This is a genomic window from Pseudomonas sp. R1-6 (genome assembly GCF_051132115.1).
Classification (GTDB): Bacteria; Pseudomonadota; Gammaproteobacteria; order Pseudomonadales; family Pseudomonadaceae; genus Aquipseudomonas.
This window is the reverse complement of the sequence record NZ_CP071662.1, coordinates 3,688,211-3,707,557: the sequence shown is the minus strand read 5'-3', so window position 1 is coordinate 3,707,557 and position 19,347 is coordinate 3,688,211. Positions and strand designations below refer to the sequence as shown.

Genomic DNA, 19,347 nt, shown 5'->3' with positions numbered 1-19,347 from the left:
CGGTTTTTTTATGGGATTAATTTCGCTGAAAACGCAAACCCCGTGGCGAGGGAGCTTGCTCCCGCTGGGTTGCGAAGCGACCCCAGAGTTCCTGAACTGAAAAACGGCGTCTGCTGCGCAGCCGAGCGGGAGCAAGCTCCCTCGCCACAGGAACCTGTGTCCTACAAAAAATGTGGCGAGCCGGACATTTCTGACGAGTCGTGTCGGTTGGTGGTTCGGAAGCGATGGGGATAGGCTTTGTCCGTCGCTGCAAAATCAGCGACCGGGTTTGGTCGCCCGGGGTTAGAATGGCGCACTTTCAGCCGCGCGAGCGGCTGTCTGCCTTATGGCTGACTGTGCGTGGGAGGGCTTCGGCCCTGCCGGGTTCCATTCCCTGGTCGACCAACCTGCGTACAGTTCGCCACCCTCTGCTTGGTCGCAGAAATGGTGAACTCCACTTCTGAATGGAGTTGCACGACTGACCAATCGGGCACTGGATGACATCGAGCTGCCCCAGCCTCCACGCTAGCCGCAGCACCGCAGCCCCCCGTGGCGAGGGAGCTTGCTCCCGCTGGGCCGCGAAGCGACCCCAGAGTTCCTGAACTGAAAAGCGGCGTCTGCTGCGCAGCCGAGCGGGAGCAAGCTCCCTCGCCACAGGTTCATTTTTTGCTCAAGAAAGCTTCTCTACCGTACTGGCCAGAAAAACCTCGACCAGCTCCCCAAGCAACCCCTCATCAAAAATCATGCTGCGATGACCCAGCGGAGACTGCACCGAACACCGCAACGCCCCCGTCAAGCTATGCTCTCGAACCAGTGCCTCGCAAAAAGCCAGCTCTTGCGGGGTTTTCTCCGCCTGTGTCCACCAGCAGCTCGGTCGAACCCTCACAGGCTTGAAATTGAATCCCGCAAATGCCTCCAGCAACCGATCATGCACCGAGAACGCCTGGGCATTCATGACCTCTTCCTTGACGCTCTGCACGATCGAAAGCAAGTCGCCTCGCTCAGGCTCGATCTGTCCGGCTGCCCACTCATGGAACGCCTTGACCGAACTGTCCGGTCGCTCCCGTCGATAAGCCGCCGTGCGCTCCGTCAGCGAAGGGAACAGCAAGTCGAAGTATTCAATTGCTTCAAGTAGATCCTGGGAGGCCGCATCGTCTTTTTCGTTACCCGCCAGATGCCGATGGCGCGGCAGCCCTGAGGGATACAGGTGTTCTGGAATCGTGCTGTCCACCAACCCGAGGAAATCAACCGTGTGCCCCTGGCTTTCCAGCATCGCCGCGATGTCGAACGCGATCGCGCCGCCGAGGGACCAGCCCATCAAGTAATACGGACCTTCAGGTTGGGCCCTGATGATTTCCTTGCTGTAGTCGGCAATCATCTCCTGCCAGGCCTCGGGGCCTGCATGGGGTTCGCTGAAGCCGCGGTGCATGACGCCGACAGTGCGCGCCCGGTTTTGCAGTCTGCGCGCCAGCGGTTGGTAGCAGAACACGATGCCGCCGCTGGGGTGCAGGCAAAACAGCTGCGGTGCGCTGGCGGGCGCGTTATTCAGGGCAACGAGGCATTGCGTCTGTTCACGGTGTTTCTGTGAGATGAACAGGGCCAACTCGGCGATGGTCGGGTTGGCCAGCAACTCTTGCAGACGCACGGTGATGTTCAGGTTCGCCTTGAGCTTGGCGATCAGCTCGATCGCCAGGATCGAATGCCCGCCCAGTTCAAAGAAACTGTCGCTGATACCCACGCGCTCGGCTTTGAGGGACTGCTGCCAGAGTTGCGCCAACGCCTGCTCCAACTGCGTGCGGGGCGCCACGTGGTTCGAATGCCGAAGGGTGGCCTCGGGTTCGGGCAAGGCCTTGCGGTCGAGCTTGCCGTTGGCGTTGAGCGGCAGGTGATCGATGAACAACAGATGGCTGGGCACCATGTAATCCGGCAGATGCGCCTTGAGCGCGATCAGCAGGTTATCCCGCAGTTCGGCCGTGGCCGGTTGTGTCGGGATGACGTAGGCGATCAGTTGCAGGCCGCCCGGGCCGTCGTGGGTCAGCACCACGCCCTCGCGCACGCCCGGCAGTACTTGCAGGCGCGCCTGGATCTCGCCCAGTTCAATGCGGAAGCCGCGGATCTTGACCTGGTGATCCAGGCGCCCGATGTATTCAATGCTGCCGTCGCTGAGGTAGCGGGCCAGATCCCCGGTGCGGTACAGGCGTCCACCTGGCGATGGGTCGAACGGGTCGGGAATGAAACGGCTGGCGGTGAGGTCGGCACGCTGGTGATAACCACGGGCCAGGCCGGCGCGCCCAATATACAGCTCACCGCTGCACCCCTTGGGCACCGGGTTCAGGTGCGCATCGAGCAGATACCAGGACAGGTCGACGATGGGCTCGCCGATGGGGCTCGCGGCTTCGCCGTGCAAGTCCGCCATCGACAGTGGTCGCCAGGTGACATGGACGGTGGTTTCGGTGATGCCATACATGTTGATCAATTGTGGCGCCTGATCGCCGAAACGTTCGAACCAAGGGCGCAGACTGTGCACATCAACTGCTTCGCCGCCGAAAATCACCTGCCGCAACCGATGGATGAGGGGCTGTCCAGGCTTACATGCAACTCGCAGCAACGACTTGAACGCCGAAGGCGTCTGGTTGAGCACCGTGACTTTTTCCTGGCAGAGCAGGGCGTAGAAATCCTCTGGCGACCGGCTCACGGCGTGGGACACGATGACCAGCCGCCCCCCGTGCAGCAGCGCGCCAAAAATCTCCCACACGGAAAAATCGAAGGCATAGGAATGAAACAGGCACCACACGTCCCGGTGGTCGAAACCGAACCACTGTTCAGTGGCCTGGAACAGGCGGTTGACGTTGTGGTGCGCGAGCAGCGCGCCTTTGGGCTTGCCGGTCGAACCGGAGGTGTAGATCACATACGCCAGGTTGTCCGGATCCATTGGCACATCGGGATTGTGCTCAGGCCAGGCGTTGTCGGCATCGCTCGTATCCAGCAGCAGGCAGTCGATGTCGGCCGGCAACGCCAGCGATTCAAGCAGATGGGCCTGAGTCAGGATCTGCCTGACGCCGCTGTCCTGGATCATGTAGGTCAGTCGGTCGGCCGGGTAGGCCGGGTCCAGCGGCACGTAGGCGCCACCGGCCTTGAGAATCGCCAGCAGGCCGATGATCATTTGCGGCGTCCGCTCCACGGCGATGCCCACCAGCACATCGGGGCCGACGCCTTGCTCGATCAATCGATGGGCCAATCGGTTAGCGTGGCGGTTAAGCTCGGCATAGCTCATGTGCTGCCCGTCGAACGTTAGCGCTATCGCCTCACCTGTGTTGGCGGCATGGGTTTCGATCATGCGATGCAGGCATTCTTCGCTATGCAGCCGGGTGGGTTGGCGGTTCCAGTCGTCCAGGGTCAGCCGCCGTTCTTCGGCGCTCAATAATTGCAATTCGCCGAGGGCGCGTTCGGGCGTCTCGATCAGCCCCCGCAACAGGTTCTGCCAATGCTCGGCCATGCGCTCGATGGTGTCCGCGCGGTACAGGTCACGGCTGTACTCGAACGTCGCGAGTATCTGCTGCTGTGAATAGTCGACATCCAGTGACACATCGAACTTGGCCTGGCCTTCACCGGTGTCGAGGAACTCCAGCGTCAGTAGATCCAGGCTTGGCAGCGATGTCGTCTGTGACCCGGTGCGCCAGTTGAACAGGACCTTGAACAACGGGTTGGCGCCCAATTGATCCTGGATCAGTTCCAGCGGGTAATCGGCATGCTCCAGCGCGGCGAGGGATTGGCCGCGTAGCGCTCGTAGGTAATCCAATGCGCTGCGGCTCGAGTCGATCCGCGCCCGGTACACCTGGCTGCTGACGAAAAATCCCACCAACGCCTGGCTTTCATGGCTGTTGCGATTGGCGTTGGGGACACCGACGGCAAAATCGTCCTGGCGGCTGTAGCGGGCCAGCAGCAATTGCCACGCACCCAGCGCCACCACGAACGGCGTGAGCCCCTGGCGTTGGCAAAAAGCGTCCAGTGCTCGCGCCAACGACGGCGCCAGCGATACGTGCACGCGACCGGCCCTGTGTTGTTGGCTTGTGTTGCGTGGAAAGTCCTGGGGCAACTCCAGGGTGGGCAAGTCGCGGCCCAGGTACTCGCTCCAGTATTCGCCACTGCGCAGGCGGGCAGCGCTTTGCAGATAGTCGCCGCGCTGGTGAATCGCGTAATCGGCGTATTGCATCGGTAACGGTGGCAGCGCAGACGAATCACCCAGCACCGCCCGGCGGTACGCCTGGGTCATGTCCTGCATGAGGATGGTATTGGACCACGCATCGGAAACGATGTGATGCATGTTGAGCAGCAGCACATGTTCGGTACGGCTCAATCTCAGCAACGTGGCCCGTATCAGCGGTGCCTGGGTGAGATCGAACGGTTGCCGGGCGTGTTGCTCGATGCGCTGCGATAGCGCCGGCTGGTCGAGCCCGGCAAGGTCTTCGCGATGCAGGGTCAGGCAGGCGCTGCGCTCGATTACCTGAGTGGCGGCGCCGTCGATTTCAATGAACGCGGTGCGCAGGATGTCGTGTCGGTCAATGACGCGGTTCAGGGCGTCTTCCAAGGCATCGGCGTTCAGTTCGCCGCTCAGGCGCAAGGCCCGTGGCAGGTTGTAGGCCGAACGGGTCGGGTCCCGCTGCTGCTCCAGCCACAAGCGTTGCTGGGCGAAAGACAGGGGCGCGCGATCCAGCCTGCCGCGGCTGGCCAGGGCGTGCCTGTCATCGGCGACCTCATCGAGCAACAGCGCCAACAGATCATCATCTAGCAGTTCGTTCATGGTGTTCTCGCGGTAAAACAGCATTGGCGTCGGGCAGGCTCAGGCGAAGGCTGCCGGGACCTTTTCACTCACCACCCGGCCGGCCTGCATTCGCACCAGTTGATCGGCGATGTCGAAGTAACGATCGTCGTGGGAAATGACGATGATGGTTTTGCCCAGGGCCTTCAGCTCCGGCAGCAGTTCGGTGTAGAACACGCGCCGGAACACCGGGTCCTGGTCGGCGGCCCATTCGTCGAAGACCAGCACGGGACGTTCTTCCAGCCAGGCATTGAGCAGGGCCAGGCGCTTGCGCTGCCCGGTGGAAAGATCGGTGGTGCTGAAAGCGCCGTCGCGAATGCTGACTTTATGGGCGATCTCCAGGCGATCCAGGTAGCGGTTGGCATCCCCGGGTACGTTTTGATCGCCCTGCACCAGTTCATCGAACAAGTAATAGTCGGCGAAGATGGTGGTGAAAAGCTGGCGATAATCGTCACGTCGCGCCGCCGATACCGGCTCGCCATCCAGGAGAATTTCACCGCCCTGGGGCGCATAAAGGCCCAGCAGCAATTTGATCAGCGTGGTCTTGCCGCCGCCGTTCTCACCGACGATAAACACAATGTCGCCCTGGGCGATGGTCAGGTTGACCGGTCCAAGGGCGAAGGGCTGGGTGCCGTCGACCGCGGGGAAGGCGTAATGCACGTCACGCAATTCGAGCCGCTGAATTGTCGGCTTGGGGGCGCTTTTGTTGTTGAGCAGCAGGTGCGGTTCCGGCGAGGAAAACTGCTCGGCCAATTCGGCAATGCGCTTGAAGGCGATGTTGGCGCGGCTGATCACCGGCAACGTCATCACCAGGTATTCCAACGGCCCCTTCATGTACAGCAACACCAGCACGAAACCGCTGAGCACCGCTTTGTCGGTGCCCAGCCACAGCGATTGCAGGGCCAGGACCAAGCCGATGACCACGAAAAAAAGCATCGAGCCGAAGGTCTTGGCGACCACGAAAGTATTGACCGCGCGGATGTTGGTGTCGCAGATCTGCTCGGCGGTGGCTTCGATGCGCTGGCTGAACATACGCTGGCGGCGCGGGCGGTGGATGCGCAGCTCCTTGGCGCCCGCGGCGATGGCGCTATAGTGCTTTTGCAGGGCGTCTTCGGCCTCGCGGGCGGCTTCGAAACCACGAATGCCACGAGCGCGCGCCACGTACTGGATGACCGTGCCGATCACCAGCGCCACCAACAGCAGCGCAAACATCGGCAACGACAGGTAGGCCAGGTAGCCCAGGCAACCGAGGGTGACGGTAAAGGCAATCGCCAGCGGTGCGAAGGAAAACGCGAAGTTGCTGACCATGTTGACGTCGTGGGTCAGGATCGGGATCAGCCGATGACTGCGGAACCGCTCGATCTGCTCGATGGGCGCCAGCAGGACTTTCTGGCCGAGGGATTTGCGCAGGCTGGCGATGATGTTCTGGCCGACGTGGTTGGTGCCGATGTCCGACAGGATCGAGGTCAGCAGCGCTGCCACGCACAGGCCGGCGAAGGTCGCCAACACTTGGGGGGTGGGCCCCGTATCGGCGTTCAAGGCCCCGTTGATGGTTGCCAGCAGGGCCGTGATGCTCAAGCCACCCAGCATGCCCAGGAGAATGGAGCCTGCGACAATCAGCCGGAAGGGTTTGAGCAGAATGAACAGCTCAGCGATCACCCCGCGTTTTGGTTGGCTCATGAGGTTTCCCTGCTAGTTGAAAAAAAGGCAAAGGCCATCGCGGGCTTTCACCGCAAGGGCTGGAGGACAGCGGCACGCCGGTTGGGGCGCGCCCACCTATGGAACGATTGGAGGGGAAGGGGATTTAACCAGAGTCTCCTGACACACATTATTGTGGCGAGGGAGCTTGCTCCCGCTCGGTTGCGCAGCGACCGCAAAATCTAGGGGCCGCTTCGCAGCCCAGCGGGAGCAAGCTCCCTCGCCACAAAAAGCGGATCTTCAGATGGTCCGGTTGAGCTACATATCCCGGGCGACCCGAAACCCCAGCCAGTCACCGCGGGCATCGGAAAACACCGCATTGCGATTGCCCGAACGGGAAAACACCGGCGCTTCGCCCCAGTCGTTGCCGCGGATGCGTCGCACCTTGCAGTTGCCCATCAGCGCGGCGCTGCCGTCGCTCGGCGCATCGGTGTAGTTTTCGTTGAAACAATCGGCGGTCCATTCGTAGACGTTACCGTGCATGTCGTACACGCCAAAGGCGTTGGGCGCGAAGCTGCCCGCCGGCGCTGTGAAGTTGAAGCCGTCGGCGGCGCCATAGGTATTGGCGTGCTGGGCGATGCTGTAGTCCTTGCCTTCATCGAACGGGAAGGGGAACGGGCCGGTGCTGCCACCACGTGCGGCGTATTCGCGCAGGGATTCACTGACCAATCGGTACGGCTTACCGGTCTTCTTCGAAAGCCACGCCACGTAGGCAGTAGCCTCTTGGAGGTTCATGCACACCGCCGGGTGCCGGTCGGTGTATTGCTTGCGCGGGTCGCTGCCCTGGTAGTCCGGCACGCCGGCCCGGCACGCGCGGCCGGGGCGCTTGTCGCCGTCGGGCATCACGTAGCCGGTATCGCGCAGGTAGGCGAACCATTCACCTTTGAGCACCTGGAAACGGCTGATCGCAACGGGCTTGGCGAACGTCACCGGGTGCAGCGGGCCTTCGTCGGGCTCGCGGCCCACTTCGTCTTCCGGGGTGCCCATCTGGAAGGTGCCGGTGGGCAGCACGACCATTTCCGGGCAGTTCTTGCAGTCGCGAAACACATGGCCCGGTTGCGAGGCCTCGGCATCGGAGGGCAGCAGGGCGGCGAGGGCCAACGCCGGGAGTGTCTTCAATAAAAAGCGGTTCATCGATTGCTCTCGATCAGTCATCAGAGTGTTTTGCCCAACAGCGCCAGGAAGCGATCAATCTCGGCTTCGGTGTTGAGCAGCCCCGGCGCGGTGCGGATCACCGGTCCGGCATCGCGGTGCACGGCATCGGCGACCACGCGGTTTTGCATCAGGTAGGCGGCGATCTCGTCGCTCTTGCGATCCTTGACCCGGAAGAAGGTGAAGCCGGCGGACAGTTCTGGGCTCAGCGGCGTCACCAGCTCGATCTGCGGCAACGCGAGCAGGTGTTTTTTCAGGTAAGTGTTGAGCGCGTGGATAAGCGCCTGCACCTCGGCCTTGCCCAGTTGCAGGTGCAGCTTGAACGCTTCGTCCGCCGCCCAGCGATGCTCGAAGGCGTGGTAGCCGCCCGGGGTCATGGTGGTGGAAAACGCCGTGGCTTCGGAGAAGGTCGGGATGATCGGCGTGACGTACCTGACCTCTTCGCTGCGGCTGCACACCACGCCGGTGCCCCGTGGGCCGAACATCCACTTGTGGGTGCCGGCGATGAAAAAGTCGCAATTCATCGCCGGGAAACTCAAATCCTCGACGCCGAAACCGTGCACGCCGTCCACCACGTACACGATGCGCTGTTCATCGCTGCGGCCCTGGTTGTGCTTGTCCACCAGGGCGCCGATCTTGCCGATGGGCAGCTTGACGCCGCTGCCTGAGTGCACCCAGGTCATGCCCAGCACGCGGGTTTCGGGACGGATGTTGCGGTCGATGGCCGTGAGGATTTGCGCCTCGCTGACGCCATGGGCGTTCTCGAACAGCTTGATCTTGCGCACCCGTGTTCCGTCCCGTTGCTTGCGCAGATCGAGAATGGTGTGGGTGGCGTAGTGTTCGTGGGCGGTGGTGAGGATTTCCTGGTCGGGCCGGACATGGACCCCGCCGTAAATCATCGCCAGGCCTTCGGTGGTGCTGCCGGTGAGGGCGATCTGCTTCGGGTTCGCTTGCAGGTAGCGACCGGCCCAGGTCCGCACGTTTTCCTCGCGCGCTTCGGTGACGCCCAAGTCCCAGTCCATCAACAGCCCGGGGTTTTTATCCAGGGCGGCGCGGTGCCGCTCGATGGCCTCGCGCACCGGGCGCGGGTGGGTGGTGACCAGGAAATTGGAGAAGTGCAGGTAGTTCGGGTCCTGGTTGAACAGCGAGCGCAGCTGCGCCCATTTGTCCCGGGACAGCGGCGGCGGAGAGTCGGCCGCGGCACTCGAAGGCAGGTTTGCGGCCAATGGCAGGCCGGCGGCGATAATACCGGCGTGCTTGAGGAAGGCGCGGCGCTCGATCATGGCTGAGCGGCCTTCTGCGCCGAGGCGATGGCAGGGCGGGCGGCTTTCTGCACCTGATCCCAGACCCGCAGGAAATTGCCGCCCCACAGCTTGGCGATGTCGGCTTCGGAGTAACCGCGGGTCAGCAGTTCGGCGGTGACGTTGCGGATGTCGCTGACGTTCTGCCAGCCTTTCACGCCGCCACCTTCGTTGAAGTCCGAACTGATGCCGACGTGGTCGATGCCGATCTTGCGCACGGCATAGTCGATGGCATCGCCCAAATCCTTGAGGCTGGCCTTGGGTTCCTCTTCGAGAATGCCGTAGAGCTGGCCGGCGTATTCGCCGAACTTCTGTTCCGGCCACGCGGCGATGATCGGGTCGCCGGGCATCAAGGCCATCGCCAGGTTGGGCAGCGGTGGCAGGTCGAAGCGCTCGCGCAGGGCATTAAGTTTGCCCTGGGTTTTTTGCGTCAGCGGGCGCAGGTATTGAGAGAACCCCACGATCTGCACCACGCCGCCGCTGGCTTTGATCAGCTGCATTTCCTTGTCGCTGAGGTTACGCGGGATGTCCACCATCGCCCGTGGCGCGGAGTGGGACGCCACCAGCGGCGTGCGGCTCAGTTGCGCGACTTGCTCCAAAGCCTGGGTCGACATCTGCGACACATCGATGATCACGCCCAGGTCGTTCAGACGTGTCACTGCTTGCTTGCCGATGTCCGATAGCCCGCCAAGGGCGTCGGGCGAGTCGTTGAAGAACGGCAGCGGGCGCGAGGAGTCGGCCCAGTCGTTGTTGCCGATGTAGCTGAAGCCGAACATACGCATGCCCCGCGCCGTCCACAGGTCCAGCAGGTTCAGGTCGTGGCCCAGGGGATACGCGTTGAGCATGCTGATGAAAATCGCAAACTTGCCTTCGCCATGCAGGCGCCGGAAATCGTCCGGGGTGTAGGCGATGGCGACCTGGTTGGGGAAGTCCCGGACCATGCCGGTGATGATCTTGTAGCGCACCTCTTGCTGGTTGCGCGCTTCCTCGACGAACCCGGCGGTGGGCTTGTGTGGCGCGTTGGGCCCGTTCCACAGTTCGGGCCAGCCGAAGATCGTCAGCGCGGCGCCGGAGAGGCGGCCGCGATTGGCTTTCACCAGGTCGAACTGGCCCTCGCCGTCCTTGTCCGCTTCGTTGCCGGCGGTGCCGAAATCCAGCGGCACGGTGATGTGGCTGTCGAAGGACAGCAGGCGTTCGTGCAGCTCGCGCGCTTCTTTCATCACCTTGACCGAGTAGCCGGGGTTGTCCCGCCACCAATGGTCCCAGGCCGCGACGCCAGCCCCGACGACCAGCGCCAGGGCCAGGGGCACGCCGGTGAAAAGAGCCTTTTTCGAACGTGGTGTTGTCATTGCCGATCTCAGTCTGGTTCGCCTTGGAAGGACAGGCGCGGGGGCCTTTGCTATCTGGGGGGAACGAGTGATCGGGCAGGAAATTTAGATGTTCTCAGCGCCGCCATCATGAGCAGGCTCGCTCGCACATTTGGAATGCGATCCCCTGTGGGAGCGAGCTTGCTCGCGATGAGGCCCTTACAGCCTCTATAAATTTGTCAGGCCGCCCATCGTTCTAGCTTGGATAAAGCCCACCAGGGCGAATACAGGTAAGGCAATGACGATTTCTCGACGATGGTTCATGGCAGGCCTGGCGCTGACCGGTGCCGCCGTGCCTGCGGTGTACTACGGGCATCGCGAACTGACCCGGCCGGACCCGACCATCACACCCGGCGAAGCTTCCTTCGATGTGGCGGACGTCGCCGGACAGCGGCGGGCGAACACGTTGCGGGGAATCTGGACGATCCGTTTCAGCGGGCGCGATGCCGGCCTCGACGGCTTGCCGGGCGACAATCTGGAGATGTTTCTCGACATCGCCCACAAGGGCCGTGGCCTGGTGGGTTACCTCGACACCGCCGAACGGCTGCGCGGTGGGGATGAGCCGCGTTATCGGCTGCTGGGCGACCTGGCCGGCAGCGACCCGAAGCAATTGAGCTGGCGATTGATCGGTGCCGGGCATGGCACGCCAGACTACGAATTCATCATGACCCTGGACGAAGTCTGGGCCGGTTTCGGCAACGCCGGCACGGCCACCCTCAGCGGCCGGGTGTTGTGGTTGGATCGCCCGTTGGCGTTGCCGGAGCTCGACAATCAGTTCGTCGCCGTCAAACAGCGGTTCCCCGAAGCCCGGGAACGTACGCCGCTGAGCCCGAAGTTGCTGGACTGGCTGGTGTCGCCCGAGCACCGGCTGTTCCATCAACTCTGGCATGCCACGCGAGACAAATGGCACACCCTCGACGAAGACAAGCGCGACGCCCTGCGTGGCATCGGCTGGCAACCCGGGCCGCGGGACAACGAACGTGATGCTCGCGGGCCGCGCAAAGATCGCAACGGCTCGGGCGTGGATTTCTTCTTCATGCACCGGCATATGCTCGGCACGGCGCGTTCTTTCCAGCCGTTGCCGTCATGGCCACGTTTTCCATTGCCGCAACCTGAGTTGGAGCGTGATCGCCTGGGCTTTGCCCGGTATTTCGACAACGTCGACGGGACGGCACTGCCACCAACGTGGCTCGCCCGTGGTGACGAGCAATACGCCCAATGGGTCAGCGACATCAAGACCGCCGAGACCTATCACAGCAATTTCCAGGTCTGGGAATCCCGTTACCGCGACCCGCGCTATTTATCCAAACTGACCCTGGGCCAGTTCGGTTCGGAAGTGGAATTGGGGCTGCATGACTGGCTGCATATGCGCTGGGCCTCGGTGCCGCGAGATCCGTCAAACGGCCATCCGGTGCCATTCGCCCGTGATCAGGCCGACTTCGCCCAACGCTGGTTCGAACCGGAAAACGACTTTTTAGGCGATCCGTTTTCCTCCCATGTAAACCCGGTGTTCTGGGCCTTTCACGGCTGGATCGACGATCGTCTCGAAGACTGGTTTCGCGCCCACGAACGTTTTCATCCGGGAGAAGTGAGCCGGCTCGAAGTCAACGGCGTGTCCTGGTTCGCCCCGGGCCGCTGGGTCGAAATCGCCGACCCCTGGCTCGGCCCGGACACCCATGGCTGCAGCACCACGCCGGGTTTGCAGGTCGGGCGCTCGGTGGAGATGGACCCGGAAACCATGAAGTTGGCGTTGCGTATTACGTTTGGCAGTGATGACGACAAGCTGGCTCAACTGTTTCGCCGCGTACCGCAGAGGCCTTGGTATGCGCGCAATCTCAAGGCCAAGGTGGTGTGAGCCCAGGCTCGAACCGACCGAACCTGGGACCGTGTGCAATGACTGCTTTTGTGGCGAGGGAGCTTGCTCCCACTGGGCTGCGAAGCGCCCCAATGACGAGCGCCTCTGTGGGTCAGGTGTTTTGAGGCGGCTGGTTCTGGGGCTGCTGCGCAGCCCAGCGGGAGCAAGCTCCCTCGCCACGGTGGTGCTCGGCTTTAGATCGGCTCCACCCGCCAACCCCCACCCAACGCCTTGTACAACGTCACGCTCGCCTGCACCCGCGCCAGTCGCAACTGCACGTTCATGTCCTGGGCGGCGAAGAGGGTACGTTGGGTTTCCAGTACCGTGAGTAAATCTTCAGCGCCGGCCTGGTAGCGGCGTTGGGCAATGTCGAAGGCAGTCTGGGCCTGGTGCAGTTCTTCGCTTTGCCATTGCCGTTGGCGGTCCAGGCCGTGGATGCCGTTCAGGGCTTTTTCGACGTCGGCGAAGCCGTTGATGATGGCGGCGCGGTAGGCCTCCAGCAGTTCTTCCTGGCGCGCGGTAGCCCGGGCTCGCTCAGCCTCCAGGCGACCATTGTTGAAGATTGGCGCGGCCAGCCCGGCGCCGAGGTTGTAGACGTTGTTGCGCAGCAACTGGTCGGCGATGTCGGCGCCGGTGGCCAGGCTCAGGCCGAGGGTGGCGGAGGGCAGCATGGCGGCGCGGGCGACAGTGATGTCGGCCTGGGCGGCGGCAAGGCGCGCTTCGGCGGCGGCGATGTCGGGGCGGCGCAGCAGCAGGTCGCTGGGCACGCCGGCATCGATGGCGGGCCAGCGCAATGCGTCGAATGGTTCATCGTCGAGTTGCAGCGATTGCACCGGTTCGCCCAACAATGCCGCGAGGGTGATCAATGCCTCGCGGGCCTGTTGCTGCACTTGCGGCAGGCGGCGTTCCTGGGCCGCCACCAGGCTCTTTTGTTGAGACAGTTCCAGGGCCGTGGCGCTGCCCGCGTCGTAGCGAGTCTGCACCAGGTCCAGCACATTGCGGGCGTTGCCCAGGTTCAACTCGGCGATGCGCTGTTGCTCGCGCAGGGACAACGCCTGGGTGTAGCTGTTGGCGACGCCGCTGAGCAGGGTCAGCTCCACGGTCGCGCGGTCGGATTGGCTGGCCGACAACGTGCTCAGCGCACTGTCCCGGGCCGCCCGTTTACCGCCCCAGAAATCCAGCTCATAAGTGGCGCTGAGGTTGGCGTCGTAGTAATCGATGGTGCGGTTGTCCCGATCCACGTCCAGCTGGCTATAGCCCTGGCCCCGCAGCAATTCCTGGCGATTGCCGTTGAGCCCGGCGGTGATTTCCGGCAGCAACGGCGCGCCGGCGATCACCGCGCTGGCCTGGGCCTGGCGAACCCGAGCCATCGCGGCGGCCAGGTCGTGGCTGTCCCGGCGCGCCTGTTCGATCAAGCGGTTCAATGACGGGCTGCCGAACTGCGTCCACCATTGTTGGTTATCCGCTCGGACACCGGGCGTATCGAGGCTCTGCCAGGCTTCGGGCGGTTGGATGCCGCTGTCCGGTGCCGACACCGGCGTGGCGCAGGCCACCAGCATCAGGCTGGCGGCCAGGAGAGTCAGGTGCGCTTTCATAAGGAGGGGTTCATTCACTGGTGAGGGCCGCGACCGGGTCGAGGCGGGCGGCCTTGCGGGCGGGCATGAAACCGAAGACGACGCCGGTGACCAGGGCGCAGCCGAAGGCGCCGAACACCGCCAGCCATTCGAAGGCCACGGCGATCTTGCCCAGCAGCAGGCCGCCGCCCACCAGCAGGGCCAGGCCGATACCGGCCAGCCCGCCGACCACCGAGAGCATCACCGCTTCGGTGAGAAACTGGCGCAGGATGTCCCGCTGGCGGGCGCCAGTGGCCATGCGGATGCCGATCTCCCGGGTCCGTTCGCGCACGGTCATGAGCATGATGTTCATCACGCCAATGCCACCCACCAGCAGAGAGATCGCCGCAATGGCCCCGAGCATCAAAGACAGCGTGCCTTGGGTGCGAGCTTCGGCCTGGATCATCGCGGCGTTGTTGGTCAGCTCGAAATCCCGCTTGCCGTCGTGCAGGCGCGACAGGGTACGGGAGACCGCCTGCTCGGCCTCCTTGACCTTGCCCGCATCCCGGGCGGCGATCACCACGTACTCGGGATGACGGGTGCCGAACAGCCGAACGCTGGCGGCGGAATAAGGGATGGCGATGCGATTGTCGGCATCCGAATCCCCGGAGCTGGCGCCTTTTTCCGCGAGTACGCCGACCACCTGGAACGGCACGTTCTCGATCAGGATGTAACGGCCGATGGGGTCGGCGACGTCCTTGAGCAGTTTTTGCCGGACCTTGTGGCCGATCACCGCCACTGCCGCGGCGCCTCGTTCATCGGCGTCGCTAAAGTAGGCGCCCTCGGCCACGGGCCAATTGAAGATGATCGGGAAGTGGGTGTCGTTGCCGCCCACGTAGCTGGTGTGGTCGAGGTTGCCGAACCGCACGCTGGCGTTCTTGCCGTTGACCGGCATGATGCGTTGCACTTCGGGCAGGGCAGCGAGGGCGGCAATGTCCTGTTCGCTGATGATGCCCTTGGCGGCGCGCGGGTTGGGGGCCGTGCCGTTGAGGTAGATGATGTTCGAGCCGAAGGCGCCCATCTGGGCCATGACCTGGCGCTTGCTGCCTTCGCCCACGGCGAGCATGACCACCACCGAGGCCACGCCGATGACGATGCCGAGTAGGGTCAGGGCGGTGCGAAAGCGATTGATCCACATCACCCGCCATGCGGCCTGCACCGCGTCCACCAGCTCGCCTTTCCAGGCGCCGTTGTGTTCGCTGCCGGCACTCAGGCGTTGGCGCAGGTCCACGGCGTGCAAGGCGTTCGGATTGGCCTGCGGTGCGGCGGTAGCGCTGTCGCTGATGATCAAACCGTCGCGGATCTCGATGATGCGCTTGGCCCGGGCCGCCACTTCACGGTCGTGGGTGATCAGGATCACCACGTGCCCCTGGCTCGCCAGTTCGTCGAGCAACGCCATCACCTCAATCCCGCTCTGGCTGTCGAGGGCGCCGGTGGGCTCGTCGGCGAGGATGATGTGGCCGCCGTTCATCAAGGCCCGGGCAATCGACACTCGTTGCTGCTGCCCGCCGGAGAGTTGATGGGGGCGGTTGCCGGTGCGGCTGGCCAGGCCGAGGCGGTCGAGCAGTGCGCTGGCCCGGGCGTGGCGCTCGGCGGCGGAGGTGCCGGCATAGATTGCCGGCATCTCGACGTTTTCCTGGGCGGTGCCGGAAGCAATCAAATGGTAGCCCTGGAACACGAAGCCAAATGCTTCGCGCCGCAGCCAGGCCAGTTCGTCGCTGCCCAGGCCGGCGACGTCTTCGCCGGCGAAGCGGTACTCGCCACTGGTAGGACGGTCGAGGCAGCCGAGGATGTTCATCAAGGTCGATTTGCCGGAGCCGGACGCCCCGACAATCGCCAGGAACTCACCGGCATGAATGGACAAGTCGATGCCGCGCAGCACTTCCACCCGGGGGCTGTCGCCGCCGCCATAGGCCTTGCGAATGTCCCGCAGTTCGATCAGGGGCGTGTCCACTCAGCCTCCGCTTGCGCTGGATGGGCCGATCAGCACGCGCTCGCCTTCGCTCAAGCCGTCGAGGACCTGGGTGCGCAGGCGATCGCTGACGCCCGTACGGACGGTGCGCGGCTGGACATCACCATTGTCGGCGAGCACGCGTACCTGGTCGGCCTCTTGCAAGGCGGCGATGGGCACGGTCAGCACGTCCTTGGCCTGGGCGGCGACAAAAAACACTTGTGCGGTCATGTCGGCCATCAAGGCGCGGTCGGCGTTGTCCACGTCGAGTAGCACGGTATAAAGCACCACCCGCTCGCTGCCGCTGCGGCCGCCGGTGGGGCTGCCGCCCTGGCTGGCTTCCAATGGGCGCGGCGGCACGGGGAGGATCTGGCGAACGGTGCTGCTCCAGCGGCGACTGCCGCCGGCCAGGGTGGTGAAGTACGCGGTCATGCCCGGCTTGACATGGCCGATGTCGGCTTCCGAGACTTCGGCCCAGACCGTCATCGGCGACAACCGGGCGATGCGCAGGATCAACGGCGTCTGCTGCTGGGCGTTGAGGGTCTGACCTTCCCGCGCGCCGACCGCGACCACGGTGCCGCCCATGGGCGCATAAATGCGCGTATAGCCCAGTTCCGCCTCGTCGCTGCGCAGGCTGGCCTGGGCCTGGCGGATCTGGGCCTGAAACATGTCGATGCGCGCCTGGGTCGCGCGCACCTCGGCCTGGGCGGTCTGCACATCTTCTTCGCGGGTGGCGCCGCCGGCCTTGAGCTGTTGCTGGCGACGGAATTTCTGCTGCGCCAGGTCGTGCTGGGCGCGCTGTTCCTGAAGCTGGGCCTTGAGGTTCTCGATGGAAAATCGCCCGGCGTCGAGCCTGGCTTTTTGCGTGGAGGGGTCGATTTCCACCAGTAGCTGGCCTTTAGTCACTTCGTCGCCGGCTTCGACGTGGATCTTCTGGATCTGCCCGGACGCCTGGGCGCCGACGTCCACGTAGCGCCGGGGCTGCAAGGTGCCCAGGGCCGTTACGCTGTTTTCGATGTCGCCACGGGTGACCGGGACGGTGTCGAGCGGCACGCGGTCCGGCACAACCACTTGCCACGCAGCGAAAGCCACGGCCGGAAGCAGGGCGAAGGTGAGAAGCCAGGCGCGTCGGGTAGGGCGGGGACGTTTCATGCGGGGTTCCGGCCGGTGATATCGGGCCCATCGCACGGAAGGCCGGGACGGGTGGCTGTTCTGGTAAACGAGCGTTGTGGGCGGGAATTTAACGAGGGGAACCCATGGTAGCGCTTGAACGACACCCACCCCGTGGCGAGGGAGCTTGCTCCCGCTGGGCCGCGAAGCGGCCCCAAAACCTGAGTTCTCTCCTGAAATGTGTCGCCTGCCCTGGGCCTGCTGCTCAGGCCAGCGGGAGCAAGCTCCCTCGCCACAAATGCAGGTTCCGATGCCCGATGACCTGAACGATTGAGCCCCGATACAAACCAAAGCTTTAAATCTATATGAGAATTACTATAAATTACGCAATTGAATCTGCCACCATCGTGCCATGTCCGTTTCAGGCATGCCGGGGGGGGCACAGGGATAGCTGTCGCAGTCATTGCGCACGGGAGTCATGTTGGAAAACTACTATCGCGAACTGGTGTGTTTCCTGAACGCCAGGCTAGGCAACCGCCAGGCGGCCGAAGACGTGGTGCATGACGCTTATGTGCGGGTGCTGGAGCGCGCCAGCGATACGCCCATCGAGCAACCCCGTGCGTTCCTTTATCGCACCGCGTTGAACCTGGTGATCGACGGGCATCGGCGCAACACCTTGCGCCAGGTCGAGTCCCTCGATGTCCTGGACAGTGAAGAACGCTTCTTCACGCCATCGCCCCACACCAGCCTCGACCATGGCCAGCGCCTGGACATGCTGCAACGCGCCCTGGCCGAGCTGCCACCGATGTGCCGCGAGAGCTTTCTGCTGCGCAAGCTCGAAGGCCTGTCCCACCCGCAAATCGCCGAGCGCCTGGGCATTTCCAGGGCGTTGGTGGAGAAACACATCGTCAACGCCATGAAGCATTGCCGCGTTCGTGTGCGGCAGTGGGACGCGACCTGATTCGTCCCTCGCCGGTCGCAAGGCGGTAAATTTTTTTTCATTGTCCTCGTTCCACTCAACAGACGACTCGCCGGCGCTTGAAATGCCGGCCGGTTCCCCAGGCTTTCCGCGCCCTGTTGAGGGACTTTTCCAGAGGACACTGGACATGACACAGGCAATTGCATCGCCCATCGTTCACGACTTGATCGGCATTGGCTTCGGCCCTTCGAACCTGGCGCTGGCCATCGCGCTACAGGAACGAGGGCCGGTCCAGGGTGAACTGGACGTGCTGTTCCTCGACAAACAGGCCGATTATCGTTGGCACGGCAACACCCTGGTGACCCAGAGCGAACTGCAGATTTCCTTCCTCAAGGACCTGGTGACCCTGCGCAATCCCACCAGCCCTTACTCGTTCGTCAACTACCTCAAGCACCACGGCCGCCTGGTGGATTTCATCAACCTCGGCACCTTCTATCCGTGCCGCATGGAGTTCAACGACTACCTGCGCTGGGTGGCCGGGCACTTCACCGAGCAGAGCCGCTATGGCGAAGAAGTGCTGCGCATCGAGCCGGTGCTGCGTGACCAGCAGGTCGAAGCACTGCGGGTGATTTCCCGCGGTGCCCAGGGCGAAGAGCTGGTGCGCGCCACGCGCTCTTTGGTGGTCAGTGCCGGTGGCACGCCGCGCATCCCCGATGCGTTCAAATCGTTCCAGAACGACGCCCGGGTATTCCATCATTCGCAGTACCTGGCGCGCATGGCGAACCAGGCCTGCGTGAGCGGTCAGCCGATGAAGGTCGCCATCATCGGCGGCGGACAGAGCGCGGCGGAGGCTTTCATCGACCTCAACGACAGCTTCCCGTCGGTGCAGGTCGACATGATTCTGCGGGGCTCGGCCCTCAAGCCGGCGGATGACAGCCCGTTCGTCAACGAAGTGTTCTCGCCGGAGTTCACCGACCTGGTGTTCCAGCAACCCCACAGCGAGCGCGAGCGCCTGGTCAACGAGTACCACAACACCAACTATTCGGTGGTGGACATCGATTTGATCGAACGCATCTACGGGATTTTTTACCGCCAGAAAGTCTCTGGCATCGCCCGTCATGCGTTCCACACCCTCACCACCATTGAGAAAGCCACGGCCACCGACGCGGGCGTGGAGCTGGCGGTGCGCAACAACGCCACCGGCGAGCTGACGGTGCGCTGCTATGACGCGGTGGTGCTCGCCACCGGCTACGAACGCCAGATGCATCGCACCTTGCTGGAGCCGCTGGCGCAATACCTGGGGGATTTCGAGGTGGATCGCAACTACAAGCTGATCACCGATGAGCGCTGCAAGGCCGCGATCTATATGCAGGGCTTCTGCCAGGCCAGCCATGGCCTGAGCGACACATTGCTTTCGATCCTGCCGGTGCGCGCCGATGAGATCGCCGGCTCGCTCTATGAGCACGCAAGGCATCGTGGCCAGGGGCATTCGGTGCGTGACCTGAAGCTGGCCACGGCTTAAGTCTCACCGAGCTTGCACATTCCTCAGGAAATTCTTGAGAAACTTCCTACACTCATCTTAC

Annotated in this window: 11 protein-coding genes; 3 read left to right on the top strand and 8 right to left on the bottom strand. The window is 63.4% G+C overall.

What is annotated here, in order from left to right; genetic code table 11:
* Positions 1–649 precede the first annotated feature (649 nt).
* The 5 genes from J3P81_RS16720 to pvdM form a co-directional block, all read right to left on the bottom strand.
* Positions 650–4,780 (bottom strand): amino acid adenylation domain-containing protein, encoded by a 4,131-nt coding sequence (locus J3P81_RS16720; RefSeq protein WP_434559876.1) that lies wholly within the window; start codon positions 4,778–4,780, stop codon positions 650–652.
* A 39-nt stretch (positions 4,781–4,819) separates the two neighbouring features.
* Entirely contained in the window at positions 4,820–6,478 is a 1,659-nt protein-coding gene (locus J3P81_RS16715; protein ID WP_434559874.1) for a cyclic peptide export ABC transporter, read from the bottom strand.
* Positions 6,479–6,754: 276 nt separating this feature from the next.
* Positions 6,755–7,630 carry a formylglycine-generating enzyme family protein gene (locus J3P81_RS16710; RefSeq protein ID WP_434559872.1) on the bottom strand — a complete coding sequence of 292 codons (876 nt, stop codon included), beginning with the start codon at positions 7,628–7,630 and terminating at the stop codon, positions 6,755–6,757.
* A 20-nt stretch (positions 7,631–7,650) separates the two neighbouring features.
* The gene (pvdN, locus tag J3P81_RS16705; protein ID WP_434559870.1) at positions 7,651–8,931 is read right to left on the bottom strand and encodes a pyoverdine-tailoring periplasmic protein PvdN; all 1,281 of its coding nucleotides are present in this window, start codon (positions 8,929–8,931) and stop codon (positions 7,651–7,653) included.
* A complete protein-coding gene (gene pvdM, locus J3P81_RS16700; protein ID WP_434559868.1) occupies positions 8,928–10,298 on the bottom strand; it encodes a pyoverdine-tailoring dipeptidase-like protein PvdM in 1,371 nt (456 codons plus the stop codon). Before pvdM ends, pvdN begins: the two co-directional genes overlap by 4 nt.
* A 256-nt stretch (positions 10,299–10,554) precedes the next feature.
* On the opposite strand from pvdM, the gene pvdP reads away from it, so the two are divergent.
* On the top strand, positions 10,555–12,171 hold the full coding sequence (pvdP, locus tag J3P81_RS16695) for a pyoverdine maturation tyrosinase PvdP (RefSeq protein ID WP_434559866.1): 1,617 nt from the start codon (positions 10,555–10,557) through the stop codon (positions 12,169–12,171).
* A gap of 194 nt (positions 12,172–12,365) precedes the next feature.
* Here pvdP and J3P81_RS16690 read toward each other — a convergent pair whose 3' ends face one another.
* The 3 genes from J3P81_RS16690 to J3P81_RS16680 are packed head-to-tail and all read right to left on the bottom strand — an operon-like array spanning position 12,366 to position 16,887.
* Positions 12,366–13,766 (bottom strand): efflux transporter outer membrane subunit, encoded by a 1,401-nt coding sequence (locus J3P81_RS16690; protein WP_434559864.1) that lies wholly within the window; start codon positions 13,764–13,766, stop codon positions 12,366–12,368.
* Positions 13,767–13,776: 10 nt separating this feature from the next.
* A complete protein-coding gene (locus J3P81_RS16685; protein ID WP_434559862.1) occupies positions 13,777–15,738 on the bottom strand; it encodes a MacB family efflux pump subunit in 1,962 nt (653 codons plus the stop codon).
* Positions 15,739–16,887 carry an efflux RND transporter periplasmic adaptor subunit gene (locus J3P81_RS16680; RefSeq protein ID WP_434559860.1) on the bottom strand — a complete coding sequence of 383 codons (1,149 nt, stop codon included), beginning with the start codon at positions 16,885–16,887 and terminating at the stop codon, positions 15,739–15,741.
* Positions 16,888–17,323: 436 nt separating this feature from the next.
* On the opposite strand from J3P81_RS16680, the gene J3P81_RS16675 reads away from it, so the two are divergent.
* Together J3P81_RS16675 and J3P81_RS16670 are read left to right on the top strand one after the other, a co-directional pair.
* Positions 17,324–17,806, top strand: a complete 483-nt coding sequence (locus tag J3P81_RS16675) for a sigma-70 family RNA polymerase sigma factor (RefSeq protein WP_420767837.1) — start codon at positions 17,324–17,326, stop codon at positions 17,804–17,806.
* Between the two features lie 145 nt (positions 17,807–17,951).
* Entirely contained in the window at positions 17,952–19,286 is a 1,335-nt protein-coding gene (locus J3P81_RS16670) for a lysine N(6)-hydroxylase/L-ornithine N(5)-oxygenase family protein (protein ID WP_434559858.1), read from the top strand.
* Positions 19,287–19,347: the final 61 nt, after the last annotated feature.

Coding starts and splice junctions, on each gene's coding strand:
- J3P81_RS16710 (WP_434559872.1), bottom strand. CDS start 7,630: ATGAACCGCTTTTTATTGAAGACACTCCCGGCGTTGGCCCTCGCCGCC.
- pvdP (WP_434559866.1), top strand. CDS start 10,555: ATGACGATTTCTCGACGATGGTTCATGGCAGGCCTGGCGCTGACCGGT.
- pvdN (WP_434559870.1), bottom strand. CDS start 8,931: ATGATCGAGCGCCGCGCCTTCCTCAAGCACGCCGGTATTATCGCCGCC.
- J3P81_RS16675 (WP_420767837.1), top strand. CDS start 17,324: ATGTTGGAAAACTACTATCGCGAACTGGTGTGTTTCCTGAACGCCAGG.
- J3P81_RS16670 (WP_434559858.1), top strand. CDS start 17,952: ATGACACAGGCAATTGCATCGCCCATCGTTCACGACTTGATCGGCATT.
- J3P81_RS16690 (WP_434559864.1), bottom strand. CDS start 13,766: ATGAAAGCGCACCTGACTCTCCTGGCCGCCAGCCTGATGCTGGTGGCC.
- J3P81_RS16720 (WP_434559876.1), bottom strand. CDS start 4,780: ATGAACGAACTGCTAGATGATGATCTGTTGGCGCTGTTGCTCGATGAG.
- J3P81_RS16715 (WP_434559874.1), bottom strand. CDS start 6,478: ATGAGCCAACCAAAACGCGGGGTGATCGCTGAGCTGTTCATTCTGCTC.
- pvdM (WP_434559868.1), bottom strand. CDS start 10,298: ATGACAACACCACGTTCGAAAAAGGCTCTTTTCACCGGCGTGCCCCTG.
- J3P81_RS16680 (WP_434559860.1), bottom strand. CDS start 16,887: ATGAAACGTCCCCGCCCTACCCGACGCGCCTGGCTTCTCACCTTCGCC.